The sequence below is a fragment of the Massilia sp. MS-15 genome (genome assembly GCF_020176695.1).
Taxonomy (GTDB): Bacteria; Pseudomonadota; Gammaproteobacteria; order Burkholderiales; family Burkholderiaceae_D; genus Telluria; species Telluria hydrophila.
Genome location: NZ_JAIWIA010000013.1, coordinates 89,680 through 108,559, shown reverse-complemented (window position 1 = coordinate 108,559; position 18,880 = coordinate 89,680). Strand labels below are relative to the sequence as shown.

19 protein-coding genes are annotated in these 18,880 nt (G+C 69.2%); 10 read left to right on the top strand and 9 right to left on the bottom strand.

Features of this window, described 5'->3' with window-relative positions; translation table 11 throughout:
* Positions 1–36: 36 nt before the first annotated feature.
* The 4 genes from LCI23_RS06910 (at position 37) to LCI23_RS06895 (ending at position 5,853) form a co-directional block, all read left to right on the top strand.
* A complete protein-coding gene (locus LCI23_RS06910) occupies positions 37–945 on the top strand; it encodes an ABC transporter substrate-binding protein (protein ID WP_224945698.1) in 909 nt (302 codons plus the stop codon).
* Complete coding sequence (locus LCI23_RS06905) at positions 932–4,018, top strand: hybrid sensor histidine kinase/response regulator (RefSeq protein WP_224945697.1); 3,087 nt, start codon at positions 932–934, stop codon at positions 4,016–4,018. The genes LCI23_RS06910 and LCI23_RS06905 overlap by 14 nt, the downstream gene beginning before the upstream one ends.
* Positions 4,015–5,136, top strand: a complete 1,122-nt coding sequence (locus LCI23_RS06900) for a two-component system response regulator (RefSeq protein WP_224945696.1) — start codon at positions 4,015–4,017, stop codon at positions 5,134–5,136. The genes LCI23_RS06905 and LCI23_RS06900 overlap by 4 nt, the downstream gene beginning before the upstream one ends.
* 93 nt (positions 5,137–5,229) lie before the next feature.
* Positions 5,230–5,853, top strand: a complete 624-nt coding sequence (locus LCI23_RS06895; protein WP_224945695.1) for a hypothetical protein — start codon at positions 5,230–5,232, stop codon at positions 5,851–5,853.
* Here LCI23_RS06895 and LCI23_RS06890 read toward each other — a convergent pair.
* The 6 genes from LCI23_RS06890 to LCI23_RS06865 form a co-directional block, all read right to left on the bottom strand.
* Entirely contained in the window at positions 5,850–6,137 is a 288-nt protein-coding gene (locus LCI23_RS06890) for a hypothetical protein (RefSeq protein ID WP_224945694.1), read from the bottom strand. The genes LCI23_RS06895 and LCI23_RS06890 overlap by 4 nt on opposite strands.
* A 178-nt stretch (positions 6,138–6,315) precedes the next feature.
* Positions 6,316–6,960, bottom strand: a complete 645-nt coding sequence (locus LCI23_RS06885; RefSeq protein ID WP_224945693.1) for an ABC transporter ATP-binding protein — start codon at positions 6,958–6,960, stop codon at positions 6,316–6,318.
* A gap of 14 nt (positions 6,961–6,974) precedes the next feature.
* The gene (phnE, locus tag LCI23_RS06880; RefSeq protein ID WP_224945692.1) at positions 6,975–7,757 is read right to left on the bottom strand and encodes a phosphonate ABC transporter, permease protein PhnE; all 783 of its coding nucleotides are present in this window, start codon (positions 7,755–7,757) and stop codon (positions 6,975–6,977) included.
* Positions 7,757–8,581: an ABC transporter permease gene (locus tag LCI23_RS06875; protein ID WP_224945691.1), complete on the bottom strand. Its 825-nt coding sequence runs from the start codon at positions 8,579–8,581 to the stop codon at positions 7,757–7,759. The genes phnE and LCI23_RS06875 overlap by 1 nt, the downstream gene beginning before the upstream one ends.
* Positions 8,581–9,408, bottom strand: coding sequence for a phosphonate ABC transporter ATP-binding protein (locus LCI23_RS06870; RefSeq protein WP_224945690.1), 828 nt, complete (start codon positions 9,406–9,408; stop codon positions 8,581–8,583). The genes LCI23_RS06875 and LCI23_RS06870 overlap by 1 nt, the downstream gene beginning before the upstream one ends.
* 18 nt (positions 9,409–9,426) lie before the next feature.
* Complete coding sequence (locus LCI23_RS06865) at positions 9,427–10,314, bottom strand: putative selenate ABC transporter substrate-binding protein (protein WP_224945689.1); 888 nt, start codon at positions 10,312–10,314, stop codon at positions 9,427–9,429.
* Between the two features lie 204 nt (positions 10,315–10,518).
* Here LCI23_RS06865 and egtD point away from each other — a divergent pair, with 204 nt between their 5' ends.
* From egtD to LCI23_RS06840, 5 genes are all read left to right on the top strand, one after another.
* On the top strand, positions 10,519–11,478 hold the full coding sequence (gene egtD / locus LCI23_RS06860) for an L-histidine N(alpha)-methyltransferase (RefSeq protein ID WP_224945688.1): 960 nt from the start codon (positions 10,519–10,521) through the stop codon (positions 11,476–11,478).
* Positions 11,478–12,710: an ergothioneine biosynthesis protein EgtB gene (egtB, locus tag LCI23_RS06855; RefSeq protein ID WP_224945687.1), complete on the top strand. Its 1,233-nt coding sequence runs from the start codon at positions 11,478–11,480 to the stop codon at positions 12,708–12,710. The genes egtD and egtB overlap by 1 nt, the downstream gene beginning before the upstream one ends.
* Complete coding sequence (locus tag LCI23_RS06850) at positions 12,707–13,636, top strand: YihY/virulence factor BrkB family protein (protein WP_224945686.1); 930 nt, start codon at positions 12,707–12,709, stop codon at positions 13,634–13,636. Before egtB ends, LCI23_RS06850 begins: the two co-directional genes overlap by 4 nt.
* A 135-nt stretch (positions 13,637–13,771) precedes the next feature.
* Positions 13,772–13,948 carry a hypothetical protein gene (locus LCI23_RS06845; protein WP_224945685.1) on the top strand — a complete coding sequence of 59 codons (177 nt, stop codon included), beginning with the start codon at positions 13,772–13,774 and terminating at the stop codon, positions 13,946–13,948.
* Positions 13,949–14,055: 107 nt separating this feature from the next.
* The gene (locus tag LCI23_RS06840) at positions 14,056–14,415 is read left to right on the top strand and encodes a hypothetical protein (RefSeq protein ID WP_224945684.1); all 360 of its coding nucleotides are present in this window, start codon (positions 14,056–14,058) and stop codon (positions 14,413–14,415) included.
* 26 nt (positions 14,416–14,441) lie between these two features.
* Here LCI23_RS06840 and selD read toward each other — a convergent pair whose 3' ends face one another.
* Positions 14,442–15,497, bottom strand: coding sequence for a selenide, water dikinase SelD (gene selD / locus LCI23_RS06835; protein WP_224945683.1), 1,056 nt, complete (start codon positions 15,495–15,497; stop codon positions 14,442–14,444).
* Complete coding sequence (gene senB / locus LCI23_RS06830) at positions 15,494–16,492, bottom strand: selenoneine biosynthesis selenosugar synthase SenB (RefSeq protein ID WP_224945682.1); 999 nt, start codon at positions 16,490–16,492, stop codon at positions 15,494–15,496. Before senB ends, selD begins: the two co-directional genes overlap by 4 nt.
* A 158-nt stretch (positions 16,493–16,650) precedes the next feature.
* On the opposite strand from senB, the gene LCI23_RS06825 reads away from it, so the two are divergent.
* Positions 16,651–16,899 (top strand): hypothetical protein, encoded by a 249-nt coding sequence (locus LCI23_RS06825; RefSeq protein WP_224945681.1) that lies wholly within the window; start codon positions 16,651–16,653, stop codon positions 16,897–16,899.
* A gap of 87 nt (positions 16,900–16,986) precedes the next feature.
* Here LCI23_RS06825 and LCI23_RS06820 read toward each other — a convergent pair whose 3' ends face one another.
* Positions 16,987–18,636, bottom strand: coding sequence for a DEAD/DEAH box helicase (locus LCI23_RS06820; protein ID WP_224945680.1), 1,650 nt, complete (start codon positions 18,634–18,636; stop codon positions 16,987–16,989).
* Positions 18,637–18,880 lie beyond the last annotated feature (244 nt).

Below are 18,880 nucleotides of genomic sequence, written 5' to 3'. Positions count from 1 at the left end.
CACTGTTGTTTGGCAACTACTGGTGGCATACTTCCCTTGTCCGAACAACATGCCCGTTCCTTGCCTGCCATGCGCCGTTTCCCGTTCCCCGCCCTGGCCGCCCTGGCCACCCTGGCTACCCTTTGTGCGCCGGCCCTGGCCGCGCCGGGCGAACGCATCACCCTGTGTTTCGAGCGCCAGGAAGTGCGTCCGTGGCGCAGCCTGGACGGGGGCGGCCTGAACTTCGAGCTGCTGGCCGAGGTCGCGCGCCGCACGGGCGTCAGCTTCGACTACCAGAGCATGCCCTGGAAGCGCTGCCTGGAACAGCTCAAGGCGAACCAGGTCGGTGGCGCCTTCGCCGTCAGCTTCAACCGCGAACGCATGGCGCTCGGCGCCTACCCGGGCGTGTCGCCGGGCGCGCGCGACCCCCAGGCCGACCCGTCCAAGCGCATGCATGTCGATACCTACGTGCTGGTGCGCAGGCGCGGCAGCCGCCTGGAGTGGGACGGCAAGCGCTTCCGCCACCTCGACGGACGCATCGGCTTCCAGCTCGGCTACTCGGTGGGCGACTTCCTGCGCGCCCAGGGCGTGGCGGTGGACGAAGGCAGCCAGCGCGCCGACGAGCTGGCGCAGAAACTGACCGCCGGCCGCCTGGCCGGCGCCGCGATGGGCGGAGGCGACAGCGTGCGCCTGATGCGCGGCCCTTTCGGCGCCCAGCTCGAGGTGGTGCCGGTGCCGCTGGTCGAGAAGAATTACTACCTGGTGCTGTCGCGCGCCCTGGCCACCCGCCAGCCGCAGCTGGCCGCGCGCCTGTGGGACGCGATCGAGCAGGTGCGCACCAGCCCGTCCTACCGCCGGCGCGAGCAGCAGGCGCTGGGAGGGCGCGCGGCGGCGCCGATGCCGCACGCGGGTGCGGGTGCAGGTGCGGGCCTGCCCGCGGACGGAGGCCGGCATGGGCTTCGCTAGCTATGCGTGGCTGCGCACGGTGCCGCGGCGCCTGATCGAGAACTGGCGCCAGAACATCGTGTTCCGCCTTGGGGCGGGCATCGTGCTGGCGGTCGCGCTGTCGACCGGCGTGTACACCACCTACACCCTGCACACGATGAGCCAGGATGCCGATGCCCGCCTGCAGGAGCGCGTCGAGCGCCAGGCCGAGGTGCTGCGCCAGGCGCTGGCGCGGCCGCTGTTCGACATCAACAGCGCCGCCGTGTACTCGGTGGTCGACGCGCTCGGCGCCACGCCCGACGTCCAGACCCTGCGCGTGCTCGGCCCGGACGGCAGCCTGATCGCCTCGCTCGGCAACCGCGGCGGCGGCGAGCCGGCGGCGGTACGGGTGCGGCGCCGCATCAGCTATAACGATGGCATCCGCAACTATCCGGTGGGCGCGATCGAGCTGGCCTTCTCGCGCGAGCAGATCGACCAGGACTTGCGCAAGCAGATCGTGCACACGGCCGCCGCCCACATCCTGCTGACCCTGGCCATCGTGGCCTGCGTGTTCGTGGTCGGACGCCGCATGTCGCAGCCCTTCGCCGACATCCAGGACGCGCTGGAAAAGCTGGCGCGTGGCGAGACCGATATCCGCCTGTCCGGCATCGGACGGCGCGACCAGGTCGGACGCCTGTCCTCGGCGGTGCGCAGCTTTCGCGATACCCTGAACCGGTTGCGCCAGGCCGAGCAGGTGACCAACGGCCTGCTGCGCGAGAAGAGCCGCATCGAGCAGCAGCTGCGCGAGCTGAACGAGGACCTGGAACAGAAGATCGCCGCCCGTACCGAGGAACTGACGCAGTCGAACCTGCGCGCCGAAGCCGCGAACGTCGCCAAGTCGGAGTTCCTGGCCAACATGAGCCACGAGATCCGCACCCCGATGAGCGCGATCATCGGCATGGCTTACCTTGCTTTGCGCACCGACCTCAATCCGAAGCAGCAGGATTACGTCGGCAAGATCCACCGCGCCGCGCTGTCCCTGCTCGGCATCATCAACGACATCCTCGACTTTTCCAAGATCGAGGCCGGCAAGCTGGACGTCGAGCAGGTACCGTTCTGCCTCGACGAGGTGCTCGGCAACGTGGCCAGCGTGACCAGCCAGCGCGCCGCCGACAAGCGCCTCGAATACCTGTTCCACGTGCCGCACGCGGTGCCGCGCAAGCTCGTGGGCGACCCGCTGCGCCTGGGCCAGGTCCTGATCAACCTGGTCAACAACGCGGTCAAGTTCACGCCCAGCGGCGAGCTGCAGCTGTCCTGCATCCCGCTCAAGGGAGCGGAACCGGGCAGGGTGAAGCTGCGCTTCGCGGTACGCGACACCGGTATCGGCATCGGCGAGGAGCAGCAGGCCAAGCTGTTCCGCGCCTTCAGCCAGGCCAACGGCTCCACCACCCGCGAGTACGGCGGCACCGGGCTCGGGCTGTCGATCTCGCAGCAGCTGGTGGGCCTGATGGGCGGGCGCATCGCGGTCGACAGCGCGCCCGGCGCCGGTTCCACCTTCCATTTCGACCTCGACTTCGCGCTCTCGGGCGAGCCTGAGTCGGCGCTGGTGGTGCCGCCCGAACTGAACGGGGCGCGGGTGCTTGTGGTGGACGACAGCGCGCTGGCGCGCGCCATCCTGCGCGAGGCGCTGGCGGCGCTGCCGCTGCGGGTCGAATGCGCCTCCGACGCGCGCCACGCGGAAGGCGCGATCGTGGCGGCCGACTCCGCCGGCATGCCCTACCGCCTGGTGCTGACCGACTGCAGCATGCCGCGCATGGACGGGATCGAGCTGGTGCGCCGCATCAGCGCCAACAAGGATCTGGGCGCACCGCCACTGACCGTGCTGGTGACCGCCTTCGGCCGTGAAGACGTGCAGGCCAGGGCCGAGCAGGCCGGCGTGCACGGCTTCCTGTTCAAGCCCTTCGTGCAGTCGGCGCTGTCGGGGACCCTGGCCAAGCTGTTCGCCGCGGCGCCCGCCGGCGCGGCCGGCACCGGGGTGGCGCGCACCCACCAGCAGGGAGCGCGCGTGCTGGTGGTCGAGGACAACCTGGTCAACCAGCAGATCGCGCGCGAACTGCTCGAAGCCCAGGGCATGGACGTGGACGTCGCTTCCACCGGCCGCCAGGCCCTGGACAAGCTGGCCGAGGCCGGGCCCGGGGCATACCGCCTGGTGCTGATGGACCTCGAGATGCCCCAGCTCGATGGCCATGCGGCCACGGTCGAGCTGCGCCAGGATCCGCGTTTCGACGAGCTGCCGGTGATCGCCATGACCGCGCATGCGCTGGCCGAGATCCGCGAACGCTGCCTCGCCGAAGGCATGCAGGACTACATCACCAAGCCGGTCGACCCGGAAAAACTGTACGCTACGCTGGCGCGCTGGATGGGCAAGGCGATGCCGGCGCGCCCGCCCGCCACGCTGCCGGCGGCCGCACTGGCCCCGCTGCCCGGCCTGGCGGGCATCGACTCCAGCTTCGGGCTGCGCAACGTGGGCGGCAACAGTGCGCTCTACGTCGAGCTGCTCGACCGCTTCCGCGCCTCCCAGCGCGATGCGGGCGGCGCGATCCGCTCCGACCTCGAAGCCGGGCGCCTGCGCGAGGCGGCCAGCCGCGCCCATTCGCTGCGTGGCGTGGCCGGCAACATCGGGGCGCGCGCGCTGCAGGGCTTGTCGCAGGAGATCGAGGAGGGCGCCGGCCGCCCCGTGCCCGACCTGCCGGCCCTGCTGCGCAGCGGCGCCGACCTGGAACGCGAAGTCGCCGGCCTGATGGACGCGCTCGACTGCTACTTCGCGAACGCGCCGGAAGTGCCGGCCGCCTTGCCCTGGCCCGACACCGCGGGCAGCGCCGCCAGCGCCGAGGATGGCCGCGCCGCCATCGCCATGCTGGAAAGCCTGCTGGCGGAGTTCTCGGGGGAAGCCACCGATTATTTCGACACGGTGCGCGCGCCGCTCGGCCGCCTGCTGGGTCCGGGCGCGCTGGCGCGCCTCGAGGCGCACCTGTCGCGTTACGAATTCGAAGAAGCGCGCCAGGTGCTGGCCCAGGCCGGTGGCGCCCCTTCATCCATGGCGGAACACATATGAGCGCAGCACCGCAGGACCGTCCTTCGCGTCCGACCATCCTGATCGTGGACGACACGCCGGACAACATCATGTTGCTGTCGCGTCTGCTGAAGGACAAGTACCAGACCAAGGTCGCCACCAACGGCAGCACCGCGCTGCAGGTGGCCGCCGCCACCCCGGACCTCGACCTGGTCCTGCTCGACGTCATGATGCCGGGCATGGACGGCTACGAGACCTGCCGCGCGCTGAAGGGCAATCCAGCCACCGCCGACATTCCGGTGATCTTCCTGACCGCCAAGAACCAGGTCGAGGACGAGGCGATGGGCCTGGCCGCGGGCGCCGTCGACTATCTCGCCAAGCCGATCAGCCCGCCGATCCTGTTCGCCCGCGTCGCGACCCACCTGACCCTGCGCGCCGCGCGCCGCCAGCTGGAGGTGCACAACCAGGACCTGGAACGGATGGTACAGCAGCGCACCGCGCAGCTGCTCCTGATGCAGGAGGCGCTGATCCTGGCGATGGCGGCGATGGCCGAGGGGCGCGACGGCGAACCGGCCAAGCACCTGCGCCGCACCCAGCACTACCTGCGGGCGCTGGCCATGGCGCTGCGCGGCCATCCGCGCTTCGCGGCCAGCCTGAGCGACGAGAACATCGAGCTGATGGTCAAGTCGGCGCCCCTGCACGACATCGGCAAGGCCGCCATCCCGGACCATATCCTGCGCAAGCAGGGCCGGCTGGATCCGGAAGAATTCGAGGTGATGAAGCTGCACGCCGCCTACGGGCGCGACACCATCATGCTGGCCGAGCGGCACCTGGGCGGCACCAACACCTTCCTGATGTTCGCGCGCCAGATCGCCCATTCGCACCAGGAAAAGTGGGATGGCAGCGGCTATCCGGAAAACCTGAGCGGCGAAGACATTCCGCTGGCGGCGCGCCTGATGGCGGTGGCGGACGTGTACGACGCCCTGATTTCGCACCGCAGCTACAAGCCGGCCTTCAGCCATGCGCAGGCGCTCGAGATCATGCGCCAGGGACGCGGCACCCATTTCGACCCGGACGTGCTGGACGCCTTTTTCGCGCTGGAGGCGGAGTTCGCCCGCATCGCGCGCGAGCATGCGGACGAGACGGCGCCGGCGCCCTAGCGCGGACGAGGAGGCGTCCCGCGCCGCGCGCGCCTGGCGGGTACTGCGGAAATCGACTATATTGTTTAGTTCAATGAAACAATGGAGTCTGTCATGCCGAGCAAGTCCGCCGCCGCCCAGCTGCCAGCCAAGGGGCCCGCGCGCGCCAGGGAAACGACTGGTGCGAAAGGCAGCGCGAAGACCGGCAGCGCGCAGAAGGGCAGCCCAGCCAAACCCGCCAAACCCGCCAAACCCGCCAAACCCGCCAAACCCGCCAAACCCGCCAAGCCCGCCAAGCCGGCGGCGGGTTCGGCCGCGGCTGGCCGCACCGGCGCAGACAAGGCAACCAAGGCGCCACCCAGGGTGGGAGCCAAGACCACGGTAAAGGCGGCTGCCAGGGCCGCCGCGCTGGCGCTGGCCGCGCCTGTGGCCGCGCCTGTGGCGGCGCCAAAGCGTGCCGCGCGCAAGGCCAACGCCGCTGCGCGCGCCACCGCCATGGCGGCGCCAGCCCCGGCCGCGCGTCCGGTCCTGGTGCGCGACAGCTTCACCATGCCGGAGCAGGAATATGCGGTACTTGCCGAGGTCAAGCAGGCCTGCCTGCGCGCCGGGATCGAGGTCAAGAAGAGCGAGCTGCTGCGCATCGGCGTGGCCCTGCTGGGCCAGGTCGATCTCGTTACGCTGAAATCCGTGCTGGCGGCACTGCCCCAGCTCAAGACCGGACGGCCGCCGGCATCCTAGTGGATCGAGGCGCTGGTCAGCTCCTTCAGCTCGCGGATCGGGATGTTCGATTTTTCGTGCATGCGCAGCAGGATGGTGGCGCCGACGTTGAGCTTGCGGTGGCGGATCTTGCTGATGATGGGCGGCTGCACCTCCAGAACGCGGCACAGCTCGGCGTCATTCTTCAGATGCATGCGTTCGATCAGGGTGTCGAGCAGCTTGTTGGGCACGAAGCTCGACGGTTCCAGCGCGCGGGCCCGGTGCATCGCGGCGAGCATTTCCTGTTTTTTCTGTCTTACACTCATGTTGCTTCTCCGAATATGAATACATGGATTCGGGACAGATCGACTTGTTCTGGAAATTTGCCCTGCCTGTTGTGGGAATGTCTGGGTGGCGGGTCGTTGTGATATTACTACGATTGCGTCACACACGATTCACAAATTGAACGTAACGGCGGGTAACGCGCGTCTTTCCGCGCGGAACTTACGCTAATTTCAAGCCGGAACGGGTCAGCAGCAGGACCTGGTCGGCCATGGCGGCCGCGGCGTGGGAGTGGGTGACCATGATGGCGCCGGCGCCGCTTTGCCGGGTTTCGCGCCGCAGCAGGTCGAGGATGCCTTGCGCGGTGTCAGGATCGAGGTTGCCGGTCGGCTCATCGGCCAGCAGCAGGGCCGGGCGGTGCACCAGGGCGCGCGCGATCGCGACCCGCTGCAGTTCGCCGCCGGACAGCTGGCGCGGGAAATCGGCGCCGCGCCCGCCAAGGCCGACCGCGTCCAGCATCTCGTCGGCACGGCCGTCGATGGCGCCGTTGAGCAGCAGCGGCAGCGCCACGTTCTGGCGCAGGCTCAGGTGCGGCAGGACGTGGAAGGCCTGGAAGATGAAGCCCATGCGGGTACGCCGCAGGCGGGTGGCGGCGGCATCGTCCAGCGCCGACATCGGGGTGCCGTCCACCAGCACCTGGCCGCTGTCCGGGGCGTCCAGGCCGGCGATCAGGTTCAGCAGGGTCGACTTGCCGACCCCGGATTCGCCCATGATCGCGACGAATTCGCCGGCGCGGAAGGTGTGCGACAGGCCGGCCAGCACGTCGCGGCCGCCGTAGGACTTGCTCAGCTTGTCGAGGACGAGCATGGTTTCCTTTCTGGTCAACGGGTGAGGGAGCGCCGCAGGGCGTAGCTGGCCGCGTCCACGGCCGCCACCAGCAGCAGCATGGCCAGCACCACGGTGGCCGCGCTCGGCATCTGGAACAGCGACAGGTGGTACTTCAGCATCTGGCCCAGGCCGCCGGCACCGACCACCCCCAGCACGGCGGCGGCGCGGATATTGTTCTCCCACCGGTACAGCGTATACGACAGCATCTGCGGCAGGGCCTGGGGCAGGGTAGCGTACAGGAAGGCGGCCAGGGGCGCGGCGCCGTTGGCGCGCAGGCTGCTCTCCGGCAGCGGCTCGACGTTTTCCAGCGCGTCGGCGAACAGGCGCCCCAGTACGCCGCTGGTGTGCGCGGCCAGCGCCAGGGTGCCGGCGAAGGGGCCGAGGCCGGCCGCGACCAGCAGCAGCGCCGCCCACACCAGTTCCGGGATCGAGCGCAGCACGTTCAGCAGCACGCGCACCAGGGCGCGCAGCGAGCGTCCCAGCCGGCCGGCGGCGGGCAGGGCCAGCGCCAGGCCGGCGAGCGCGGCCAGCAGGGTGCCGACCAGCGACATCGCGAGCGTTTCCCATAATGCGCCCACGGTCCTGGCGAGGAACGCCTGACTGGTCTCGGGCGGGCTGAAGCCGCGCAGGAACTCCGCGGCCGAATCCAGGGCCTCGGGCGCGAAGAAGGCGGCCCACTGCAGCGGCAGCGAGGCGAAACTGGCCACCACCAGCGCCAGCAGGGCGGCCAGCAGCAGCCAGGTGCCCGGCGCGCGCGGCGGCGGCGTGGGCGCCATCAGCCCAGCCTCCGGCGCAGCAGTTTCGACACCAGGTCGGCCAGCGCCACCAGCAGCACGAACATGATCAGCATGGTCGACACTTCGCCGCCCGCCATCATCTTGGTCGATTCATCCATGCGCTGGCCGAGGCCGCCGGCACCGACGAAGCCCATCACCGCCGAGCCGCGGATCGCGCACTCCCAGCGGTACACGGTGTAGGACACCAGTTCCGCGCTGGATTCCGGCAGGGCCCCGTACAGCAGGGCCGGCAGGCGCGCGCTGCCGTTGGCCAGCAGCGCTTCGGTGGCGTGGGCGTCGGACGACTCGAGGATCTCGGCGTAGACCTTGGCCAGCATGCCGCAATAGGTGAGCGCGATGGCCAGCACGCCGGCGGTCGGCCCAAGGCCGGCGATACGCACGAACAGCAGCGCCCACACCAGTTCCGGCACGCTGCGCAGCAGCACCAGCACCCAGCGCAGCAGCTGGCGGACCAGGCGCGCGGCCGGGCGCATGCGGCCGGTGCCGAGCAGGGACACCGACAGGCGCTCGGTGACCAGCACCGTGGCCGGCACCGCGCCCAGCAGCGCCAGGCTCAGGCCGGCGGTGGCGATGGCCACGGTCTGCCAGGTCTCGCGCAGCACCATGGCCAGGAATTCGCCTTCGGTGGCCGGATGCAGGAAGTCGGACAGGAACATCCCGGCGGACGCCAGGCTTTGCGGGTCGAACAGGATCCAGGGCTTGAATTCGCTGGCCGCGAGCATCGGCCATAGCAGCAGCAGGCATACCAGGATCGCCGTGACGCGGCCGCGCCAGGCCGGATCGGGGTGCAGGCTGGCCGCCATCAGAAGCAGGCGCCGACGGCGATGCGGTCGGGGGATTCGTGCGGCTGGGCCGGACGCGGCTGCACCGAGTCGTTCTCGTAGAGCGCGGCGATCATGGCGTCGGTGACGGCTTCGCGCGGAGCGTCGAACACGATGCGGCCGGCGCGCAGGCCGACCAGGCGCGGAAAATGGGCGCGTGCCATGTCGACCTGGTGCAGGCTGCACACCAGGGCCGCGTTGCGGCTGCGTGCCTCGGCCTGCAGGGTGGCCAGGGTGTGCTGGGCCAGGGCCGGGTCGAGCGCGGAGATCGGCTCGTCGGCCAGCAGCGCCTCGGCGCTGGAGAGCAGCAGGCGCGCCAGGCCGCAGCGCTGGCGCTCGCCGCCGGACAGGCGGTCGACGCGCGCATACAGCTTGTCGCCCAGGCCGAAGCGGACCAGCGCCGCATGGGCCGCGTCCGGATCGGCGGGGTGCAGCAGCGAAGCGAAAGCCTGCCACAGGCTCATGTGCGGCAGGCGGGCGGCCAGCACCGCCGTCACCACGCGCTGGCGCGGCGGCAGGGGCGGGGTCTGCGGCGCCAGGAACAGGCGCGCGCGCAGGCGGTGGCGCGCGCCCTGGGACAGGGCCCAGGGATCCTGGCCGAACACCTCGAAGCGGCCCTCGGCCGGACGGTGGGCGCACGCAAGGGTGGCCAGCAGGGTGGTCTTGCCGGCCCCGGAAGGACCGATCAGGGCCAGCTGTTCCCCGGGCGCGATGGCCAGGTCGAGCGCGTGCAGGGCGGCCGGCGCCTGCGCCGCCGCGCGTCCGGACGCCAGGTGGCGCACCGTGAGTTGCTCGAGCAGGAAGCTCATCGGGAGCCCGCGCAGGTCTTACTTGAGCAGGCCGGCGTTGCGCGCCGCCGCCTCGATCGCGCCGTAGTTGGCGGCCCTGGTCGGGATGAACCTGGTGGCGCGCTGCAGGTCGAGGATCTGCTTGCCTTCGGGGGTGCCGTCGTTCAGCGCCAGGAAGGCGTCCGTGATCTTCTTCTGCAGGGCCGGGCTCATGTCGCTGCGTACCGACCAGTTGTAGTCGAAGTAGCCGGGGGTGGTGTAGAACACGCGCACGACTTTCGGATCGACCTTCTTCGCTTCGACCAGCTTTTCCCATACCGAGATGTTGAGGGCGCCGGCATCGACCTTGCCACCCGCGACCGCGGCCACGGTGGCGTCGTGCGCGCCAGAGTACGCCACGCGCTTGAGGTCGGTGTCCGGGTTGATCTTCGCCGCCAGCAGGTAGGAGCGCGGCATCAGGTGGCCCGAGGTCGAGGATTCCGAACCGAAGGACAGGGTCTTGCCCTTCAGGTCTTCCAGCTTCTGGATGGCCGGGTTGGTGGTGATGAAGACCGAGCGGAACTTCTCGTCTTCGGCGCGCTGCACCAGCGGCGTGACCTGGCCCTTGCTGCGCGCGTGCGCCTGCACGAAAGTGAAGCCGCCGAACCAGACCATGTCGATCTTGCGGTTGATGAGTCCTTCGACCGAGGCCGCGTAATCGGTCACCGGGGTGAACTCGACCTTCAGGCCGGTGGCCTTGGCCAGGTAGTCGCCCAGCGGCTTGAACTTGCGCTGCAGTTCGGTCGGGGCTTCGTCCGGGATGGCCGAGACCCGCAGCACGCCCGGGGTGTTCTGGGCGCCGGCGCCGGTGGCGGCGAACATCAGGCCAGCCGCGGCGGTGGCGGTGAACATGGTTTTCAGGGCACGCAAAGGCGAGAAGGACATCATGCTTGGCTTTCTGGTCAGGTAAATGGAAATGGGTGAACCGGGTTCGTCGTGCCCGCACGCCAGCGGGATGCGGTCAAAATCGGGATTCCGCTATGATGGCCAAAACGGCAACTCGGCGGCCGGCTTGGCCGAACTTCAGCTTCACTTCAGCTTAACTTATGCCATGACGCAAGCCGCGGCGTGGCGGCACGAATGATAACGCTTATGCACATCTCCTGCACGGAAGCCCCCCCGCGCGCCACGAATGCCCACGTGGCCGGCGAGCTGCACGCAGGCCTGGCCGCGCCCCAGGCCTGGATCGCCCCCAAGTTCCTGTACGACGCGCTCGGCTCCAAGCTGTTCGAAGCCATCTGCGAGCTGCCCGAGTATTATCCGACCCGGGTCGAGGCGGCGATCTTCGCGTGCCACGGCGCCGAGATCGCGCGCGCGGCCGGCAGCGGCGCTACCCTGGTCGACCTCGGCGCCGGCAACTGCGCCAAGGCGGCGGCGCTATTTCCGCTACTGGCCCCGGCCCAGTACGTGGCGGTCGACATCTCCGCCGAGTTCCTGTGCGATGCCCTGGCGCGCCTGCGCCAGCGCTTTCCCCTGATCGCCATGGAAGGCCTGGGCATGGACTTTTCCAGCCGCTTCGAGCTGCCATCCCAGGTGCGCGCCGCGCGCCGCCTGTTCTTCTACCCCGGTTCCTCGATCGGCAATTTCACGCCGGACGAGGCGCAGGGCCTGCTGCGCCGCCTGCGCGCCCAGTGCGGCAGCGACGGCGGCCTGCTGATCGGGATCGACCTGGCCAAGGACAAGGCCGTGCTGGATGCCGCCTACGACGACGCGCTGGGCGTCACCGCCGCCTTCAACCTGAACGTGCTGCGCCACGTGAACCGCCTGCTGGGCGCCGACTTCGACATCCGCGCCTGGCGCCACCACGGGTTCTACAATCCCGCCCAGGGACGGGTCGAGATGCACCTGGAAGCAGTGCGGCGCCAGGAAGTGCGCTGGAACGGCGGCGGCCGGGTGTTCGAGGCGGGCGACTGCATCCACACCGAAAACAGTTACAAGTACCAGCAGGCCGAGGCGATCGCGCTGCTGGAACGCTCCGGCTTCGAGGCCACCCGGGTCTGGACCGATCCGCAGCGCTGGTTCGCGGTGATCCACGCACAGGCGAGCGGCTGATGGGCGCGCACCAGCACCCGGACCTGCGGCACGCCTATGCCACGGTGCGCGCGCGCTCGCTCGAGATCGCGGCGCCGCTCTCGGCCGAGGACTGCTGCGCGCAGTCGATGCCGGACGCCAGTCCCATCAAATGGCACCTGGCGCACACCACCTGGTTCTTCGAGACCTTCATCCTGGAAGCGCACGAGGCGGGCTTCGCGCCTTTCCACCCGGCCTTCCGGGTGCTGTTCAATTCCTACTACAACGGCATCGGCGCCAAGCACCCACGCCCGCAGCGCGGCCTGCTCACCCGTCCCGCGCTGGACGAGGTGCGCGCCTACCGGCACGACGTCGACCGCCGCATCGCGCGCCTGCTGGCGGGCGGCGCCTCGCCCGCGCTGGCCGCCCTGCTGGAACTCGGCCTGCAGCACGAGCAGCAGCACCAGGAGCTGATGCTCACCGACCTCAAGCACCTGCTGTCGCGCAATCCCCTGTATCCGGCGTATGAAGCGTCCCAGGCGCCAGGCGGTGCCGACGCGCCGCCGCTGGACTGGATCGGCTTCGAGGGCGGCCTGGCCGAGATCGGCCATGAGGGCGGCGGCTTTTGCTTCGACAATGAGTTGCCGCGCCACCGCAGCTACCTGGCCCCGTTTGCGCTGGCCTCGCGCCTTGCCACGAACGGTGACTACCTCGAATTCATCGAGGCCGGCGGCTACCGCGATCCGGCCTTGTGGCTGGCCGAGGGCTGGGACCAGGTCTGCGCCGGCGCACTGGCGCACCCGCTGTACTGGGTCGCGGACGGGGAGGGGGGCTGGCGGGAATTCACGCTGCACGGCCTGCAAGCGCTCGATCTGCGCCGCCCGGTGACCCACGTCAGCCTGTACGAAGCCGACGCCTACGCCCGCTGGCGCGGGGCGCGCCTGCCCACCGAAGCCGAATGGGAATTCGCCGCGCGCCGGGCGGCGCTCGACCTGGATCAGGACCGCCTGCACCCGCAGGTGGCGGCAGGAGAGGGCCTGGTCCAGATGTTCGGCGCCTGCTGGCAGTGGACCGCCAGCAGCTACGCGCCCTATCCGGGCTACGCGCCGGCGCCGGGGGCGATCGGCGAATACAACGGCAAGTTCATGGTGAACCAGTATGTGTTGCGCGGCTCCTCCTGCGCCACGCCGCGCGGCCATGCGCGTGCCAGTTACCGCAACTTTTTCCCGGCCGCAGCGCGCTGGCAGTTCACCGGGATCAGGCTGGCGCGATGAACCGCCGCCGTAGCTGGCGTGAGCGCCTGCTGGACCAGCGCGCCAACGCCTGGATCCTGGCCCATCCGTTCGCCTTCGTGCTGCAGGTGGTGAAGGGCTTCCGCGCCAACCAGGGCCTGCTGCTGGCTGGCGCCGTGGCCTACTACGCGCTGCTGTCGATCGTACCCTTCCTGATGCTGGTGGTGGTGGCGCTGTCGCACTTCATCGACCAGGCCGAGCTGCTGGAAACCCTGACCCGCTACCTCGGCATGCTGGTGCCGGCCCAGTCGGCGCCGATCGTGGCCGAGGTCGCGCACTTCCTCGAGAACCGCGAACTGATCACCTGGCTGCTGGGGGCGACCATGCTGTTTTTCAGCTCGCTCGCCTTCACGGTGCTGGAGAACGCGATGAGCGTGATCTTCATCCACCGGGTGGCGGACAGGCGCCGCCATTTCGTGGTGTCGGCCGTGCTGCCGTACTGCTACATCCTGGCGCTGGGCCTGGGCGTGATGATCGTCACCCTGGTCGCCGGTACGCTGGAGGTGATGGGGGAAGAGAGCGTCTGGCTGTTCGGCTACCAGTGGTCGCTGGGCGGGGTCTCCGGCGTGCTGCTCTACCTGCTCGGGCTGCTCGGCGAGATCCTGGTGCTGACCTCGATCTACCTGGTGATGCCGGTGGGGCGCCTGTCGATCTGGCACGCCCTGGTCGGCGGCGTCAGCGCGGCACTGTTGTGGGAACTCGCGCGCCACGTGCTGGTCTGGTACTTCTCCACCCTGTCGCAAGTGAATGTCGTGTACGGCTCGATGACCACGGCGATCGTGGTCATGTTCAGCCTCGAGATCGCCGCCACCCTGCTGCTGCTGGGCGCCCAGGTGATCGCGGAATACGAGCGGGTAGGACATGGCCTGGCCGGGCAGCCATCACCGGGACTGCGCACCGGTCCGTGAAGCGATGGTGCCGGATTGCATGACGAATTGCGTCTAATCAATTTTATTGTTACAAGAAATGGCACAGTGGGTCATGCGGAGCGACACTTGGGATAGCGCAAGCGTTCGCACCGCCTGACAACTCCGGAGCTTGCCATGGATCCTCTACCCGCCGTCGTCCTTCCCCTGCCGGTCGTGCTCGCCCTCGTCTGCCTGCTGTGCGTGATGGTGGTGTTGGGCGCGCTTGCGCTGTCGCTGCGCCTTCCGGCGCCCTGGGCCGGCCCTGTCGACCCGCATGGCGCGGATCAAACGGAGGCTGAATTTGTTCCGTAGGGAAACTAAAATTAACGTCGCGCAATAAACGACGGTCGGGTGCGCTCTACAGTGGGCTCCTGGCCACGGGTCGTGGCCATCATCCCCTCACTACCAAGGAGCCCATCATGTGCCGTTCCCTGTCGCCCGTCCTGATCGCCGCCGCCTTTGCCGCTACCGTCCTGTCGCCGCTCGCCCATGCGATGCTGGCCGCCCCGGCCGATGCGGATGCGCCGCCCACCGCCCAGCAGATGTCCGAGATCGCCGGCGACTACCAGCTGAGCGACGGGCGCCGCATGTCCGTCGATTTCGACGGCACCGAGGTCTACGTCCAGCTGGACAAGCGCCCGCGCCAGCAGCTGCAGGGCGGCAGGGATGGCCAGTTCAGGACCCTGGACGGTGCCATCTCGATCAGGCGCAAGAGCGCCGCCGATGCCGCGGCGATCGACGTCAGGCTGAGCGGACAGGCGGTGGCGGTGCTACGCTAGCCGGCGCCAACGCCAGTACATCCGGCTCAGGCCACCGTGACGCGCGGCGCGCCCGCTTCCATGCGCCCGATCACCGCCGCCGCGTCGAAGCCTTCGCGCGCGAACAGCGCCAGCACCTCGTCCACGCTGGCCGGGTCGCAGGAGACCAGGAGGCCGCCGGAAGTCTGCGGATCGGTCAGCAGGGCGCGCTGGGCCGGCGTGACGGCGTCGCCCAGCGCGACGTCCTTGCCATAGGCTTCCCAGTTGCGCCCGGAAGCGCCGGTGAAATAGCCGTCCTGGGCCAGTTGCAGCACGCCGGGCAGCAGCGGCACCCGGTCCATCTCGAGCGTGGCCGAGAGCTGTGCGCCGCGCGCCAGTTCCAGCAGGTGGCCGAGCAGGCCGAAGCCGGTGACGTCGGTCATGGCGTGCACGCCCGGCATCTCGGCCAGCAGGCGCCCCGGCTTGTTCAGCCTGGTGGTGTTGGCGATCATCGCCGCATAGCCATCGGGGCCGAGCACATCTTTCTTCAACGCGGCCGACAGCACACCCACGCCGAGCGGCTTGCCGAGCACCAGCACGTCCCCGGCACGGGCATCGGCATTGCGCTTGACCTTCGACGGATGCACCAGTCCCATCACCACCAGGCCGTAGATCGGCTCGACCGAGTCGATCGTATGGCCGCCCGCGATCGGAATGCCGGCCTCGGCGCACACCGACTCGCCGCCGCGGATGATCTGGCCGATCGTCTCCAGTGGCAGTTTGTTTACCGGCATGCCGACCAGGGCCAGGGCCATGATCGGGGTGCCGCCCATCGCGTACACGTCCGAGATCGCATTGGTGGCGGCGATACGGCCGAAGTCGAAGGGGTCGTCGACGATGGGCATGAAGAAGTCGGTGGTGGCGATCAGGGCCTGCTCGTCGTTGAGCAGGTAGACGGCGGCATCGTCGGCCGTCTCGATGCCGACCAGCAGCTCCTTCGGCACGGGGAAGCCTTTCGATTTACCGAGGATTTCCGCCAGCACGCCGGGCGCGATCTTGCAGCCGCAGCCGCCGCCATGCGAGAAGGAGGTGAGTTTGATGGGTTGCGCGGTCGTCGTGCTCATCGTGATTCCGTATCGAGGGTTGTGCGCGGGGCGCGAAGGAAAAGATTATCCACCATGTCGCGCAGCGCCGCTTTCTCGGCGCCAGGTGCGAACAGCGGCGCGCGCGCCGCGCACTGGCGGCGCAGCAGGGCGGCGAAGCCGGCGTCGGCGATCGCGCGATCGACCAGGCGCGCCAGGGCGGCCGCGTCGCCCGCCGCGAAATAGCCGGCGTAGTCCTCGCCCAGCATGCCGCGGTTGCCGCTGATGTTCGATGCCAGCACCGGCACGCCGCAGGTGACGGCTTCGATGATGACGTTCGCGCCGCCCTCCATGCGTGAGGTGATGGCCATCGCGTGGCAGCGTTTCAGGCGCTGCCGCGCATCCGCATGGGACAGGGCGCCCAGCCAGCGATAGCGCGGGTTCTCCGCTTGCGCGCGCTGGGCGGTGGCGCCGAGGGCCGGATCGAGTGCGCCGCCGATGTGCAGCAGGCGCGCGGCCGGGTGGGTGACCAGGCCCGCGGCGCGGATGAAGCACAAGGGGTCTTTTTCCTCGCGCAGGTGGCCGACCATGCAGACGTCGCGGTAGCGCGGCGTGCGCGCGGGCCGCCAGGGCCGCAGGCTCGCGGCCGACTGGTAGATGACGCGCGCCTTGCCGCGCAGCGCCTCCGGCAGCAGGGCCAGGCCGGCCGGCTGCAGCAGCACCAGGGCCGTGGCATGCTCGATCGAGGCGCGCGCGTGCGGATCGGTGTCGATGTCGCGGTACAGGTCGGTCCCGGTCAGGACCAGCGCCAACGGCCGTTCGGGATGGGCGGCGCGGAAGGCGGCCAGCGCGGCGGCCGAGCGGCGCGCATGCAGGGCGATCATCAGGTCCGGCGCGGGATCCTGCAGCGCCCAGCCGGCGGCGATGTCCACCGCGTGCAGGTCGCGCAGGAAGCGCGCCCAGCGGCTGGCCGTCTGCCAGTTGCCGTTGTTGTCGCGCGCGGTCGCGGGGCTGACGATGAGGATGCGCTTGCGCACAGGCGGTTTCTCAAGTGATGGGACGGCGATTATACGCCGCCGTTTGCCGCCCCTCGCCGCCATGTCATGCGCTGCGGTTGGCGCTGGCGCTGCTCCGCAGCTACACTCCCGCATGGGCGGGCCGCCATGCCTGGCCCAGCGGAGAGAGGGGAGCTTTCATGGGAGCGCGCAAGATGCCGGATCTGTTGCTGATGCTGGCCGGCTTGATCGTGTTGATGGTGGCGTGGAGCAAGCACGCCTACTGGTGGGTCTTGTTCGGGGGACTGCTGCTGATCGCCGGCTTCTGGCTCGGCCTGAAGTACCGGCGCGCGAGTCGTGCAGCGCAGGGAGGCGAAGATGGCGGCGGCTGGGTCCCCGGTGATGGCGCCGACGACGGTGGCGATGGTGGGGATGGCGGCGGCGACTAGTCCACCCAGAACACCGGTCCTAAGAAATGAACACGCCCCAAAAGAAAATGGCTGCCAAAGCAGCCATTTTCAGGGGTGGTTCAGCGATCAGTAGTCGCCGAAGCTGCGGCGTGCGCCGTCGGCCGAACGCGGGTGCGCGGACTTGCTGGCGAAGCCGCCTTCGCGCTTCTCGCCGTAGCGGGCACCTTCCGGGCGGGTGCTGCGGTAGCCGCCTTCGCGAACGCCGCCTGCCGGTGCGCCTTCGCGCGGGGCGCTGTCGCGGCGGTAGCCGCCTTCGCGTTGCGGACGGTCACCGTAGCTGCTGCGCGGTGCGTAGCCTTCGCGCGGACCGCGGTCGGCGTAACGGCTTTCGGCAGGGCGGCTATCCGCCGGACGTGCGTAGCCGCCTTCACGCGGGGCGCCGAAGCCGCCTTCACGTGGAGCACGGTCGCCGTAAGCCGGCTTGGCGAAGCTGCGCTGGCCCGGCTTGCCGGCATTGCGGCCGTCCCCCGGCTTCCAGCCCGGACGCGAACCCGAGCGGCTCGGTGCCGAACGCTTCGGCTCGAAACCTTCCACGATGTCGACCGGGATCAGCTGCTTGGTGAAGCGCTCGATGCGCTTCACGTTCATGCCTTCGGCATGGTTCACCAGCGAGATCGCGAGACCGTTGCGGCCCGCGCGGCCGGTACGGCCGATGCGGTGCACGTAGTCTTCCGGGAACTTCGGCAGGTCGTAGTTCACCACGTGGGTGATGGTCGGGACGTCGATGCCGCGCGCGGCGACGTCGGTCGCCACCAGCACGCGCACCTGGCCGCGGCGCATGCTGTCCAGGGTGCGGTTGCGCGCGCCCTGGTGCATGTCGCCGTGCAGGGCGGCGGCCGCGAAGCCGGCGATGTTCAGGCGGTCGGCGATCATGTCGGCGTCGCGCTTGGTCGCGGTGAACACCACGGCCTGGTCCATCGACTCGTCACGCAGCAGGTGGTCGAGCAGGCGGTTCTTGTGCGACAGGTCGTCGACAAAGTGCACCTTCTGCACGATGTTCTCGTGGCGGTTGGCGGCGCTCATGATCTGGATCGTCTGCGGATCCCTGGTGATGCGGCGCGCCATGTTGCCCACCACGCCGTCGAGCGTGGCCGAGAACAGCATGGTCTGGCGGGTGGCCGGGGTCGCGGCGACGATCTTCTCGATGTCCTCGATGAAGCCCATGTCCAGCATGCGGTCGGCTTCGTCCAGCACCAGGATCTCGAGCTGGGAGAAATCGATCTTGCCCGACTCCATGTGGTCGATCAGGCGGCCCGGGGTCGCCACCAGGATTTCCGGATTCTTCGACAGCAGCTGCATCTGCTTCGGGTAGGGCATGCCGCCCAGGATCGACACGGCGCGGATGCGGCGCATGTCGGTCGTATATTGTTCGGTCGCGCTGGTCACCTGCAGAGCCAGTTCGCGGGTCGGGGTCAGGACCAGCATCTTCGGCTGGGCCGGGGTGAAGCGGACGCGTTCGCCGCGGGCGCGCGCCGACTGCGCGTTCTGCGCCGGGGTGCGTGCGGGCGCCGCTGGCTCGGCATTGGCCAGCTTGTGCAGGGCCGGCAGCATGAAGGCCGCGGTCTTGCCCGAACCGGTCTGCGAGGATACCAGCAGGTCACGGCCGGCGATGCCGGCAGGGATGGCCTGTTCCTGGACCGGGGTCGGCTTGGTGTAGCCGGCGCTAGCAACCGCCTTGACGAGCGACGCGTGTAAACCTAGTGCTTCAAAACTCATGTGTACTTTTACTTTCGGAATAAATCATGATCGCGCGTGTCGAAACGACGAGCGCAAAATAGCAACGCGAACCAACACTACGAAATGACTAGAAACTGAAAAGAAATTTCGGCACAAAAGCTTTGCGCCGGGACGGTGTCTGGATGGCTGACACGCAGGGCGGGAGGGCTTTTAGAAGGGCGATCACTGTCGCCAGGGCTTGCGATGCTGCTTGGTTAATACTTGTTTGCTGCTTGGATTTGTT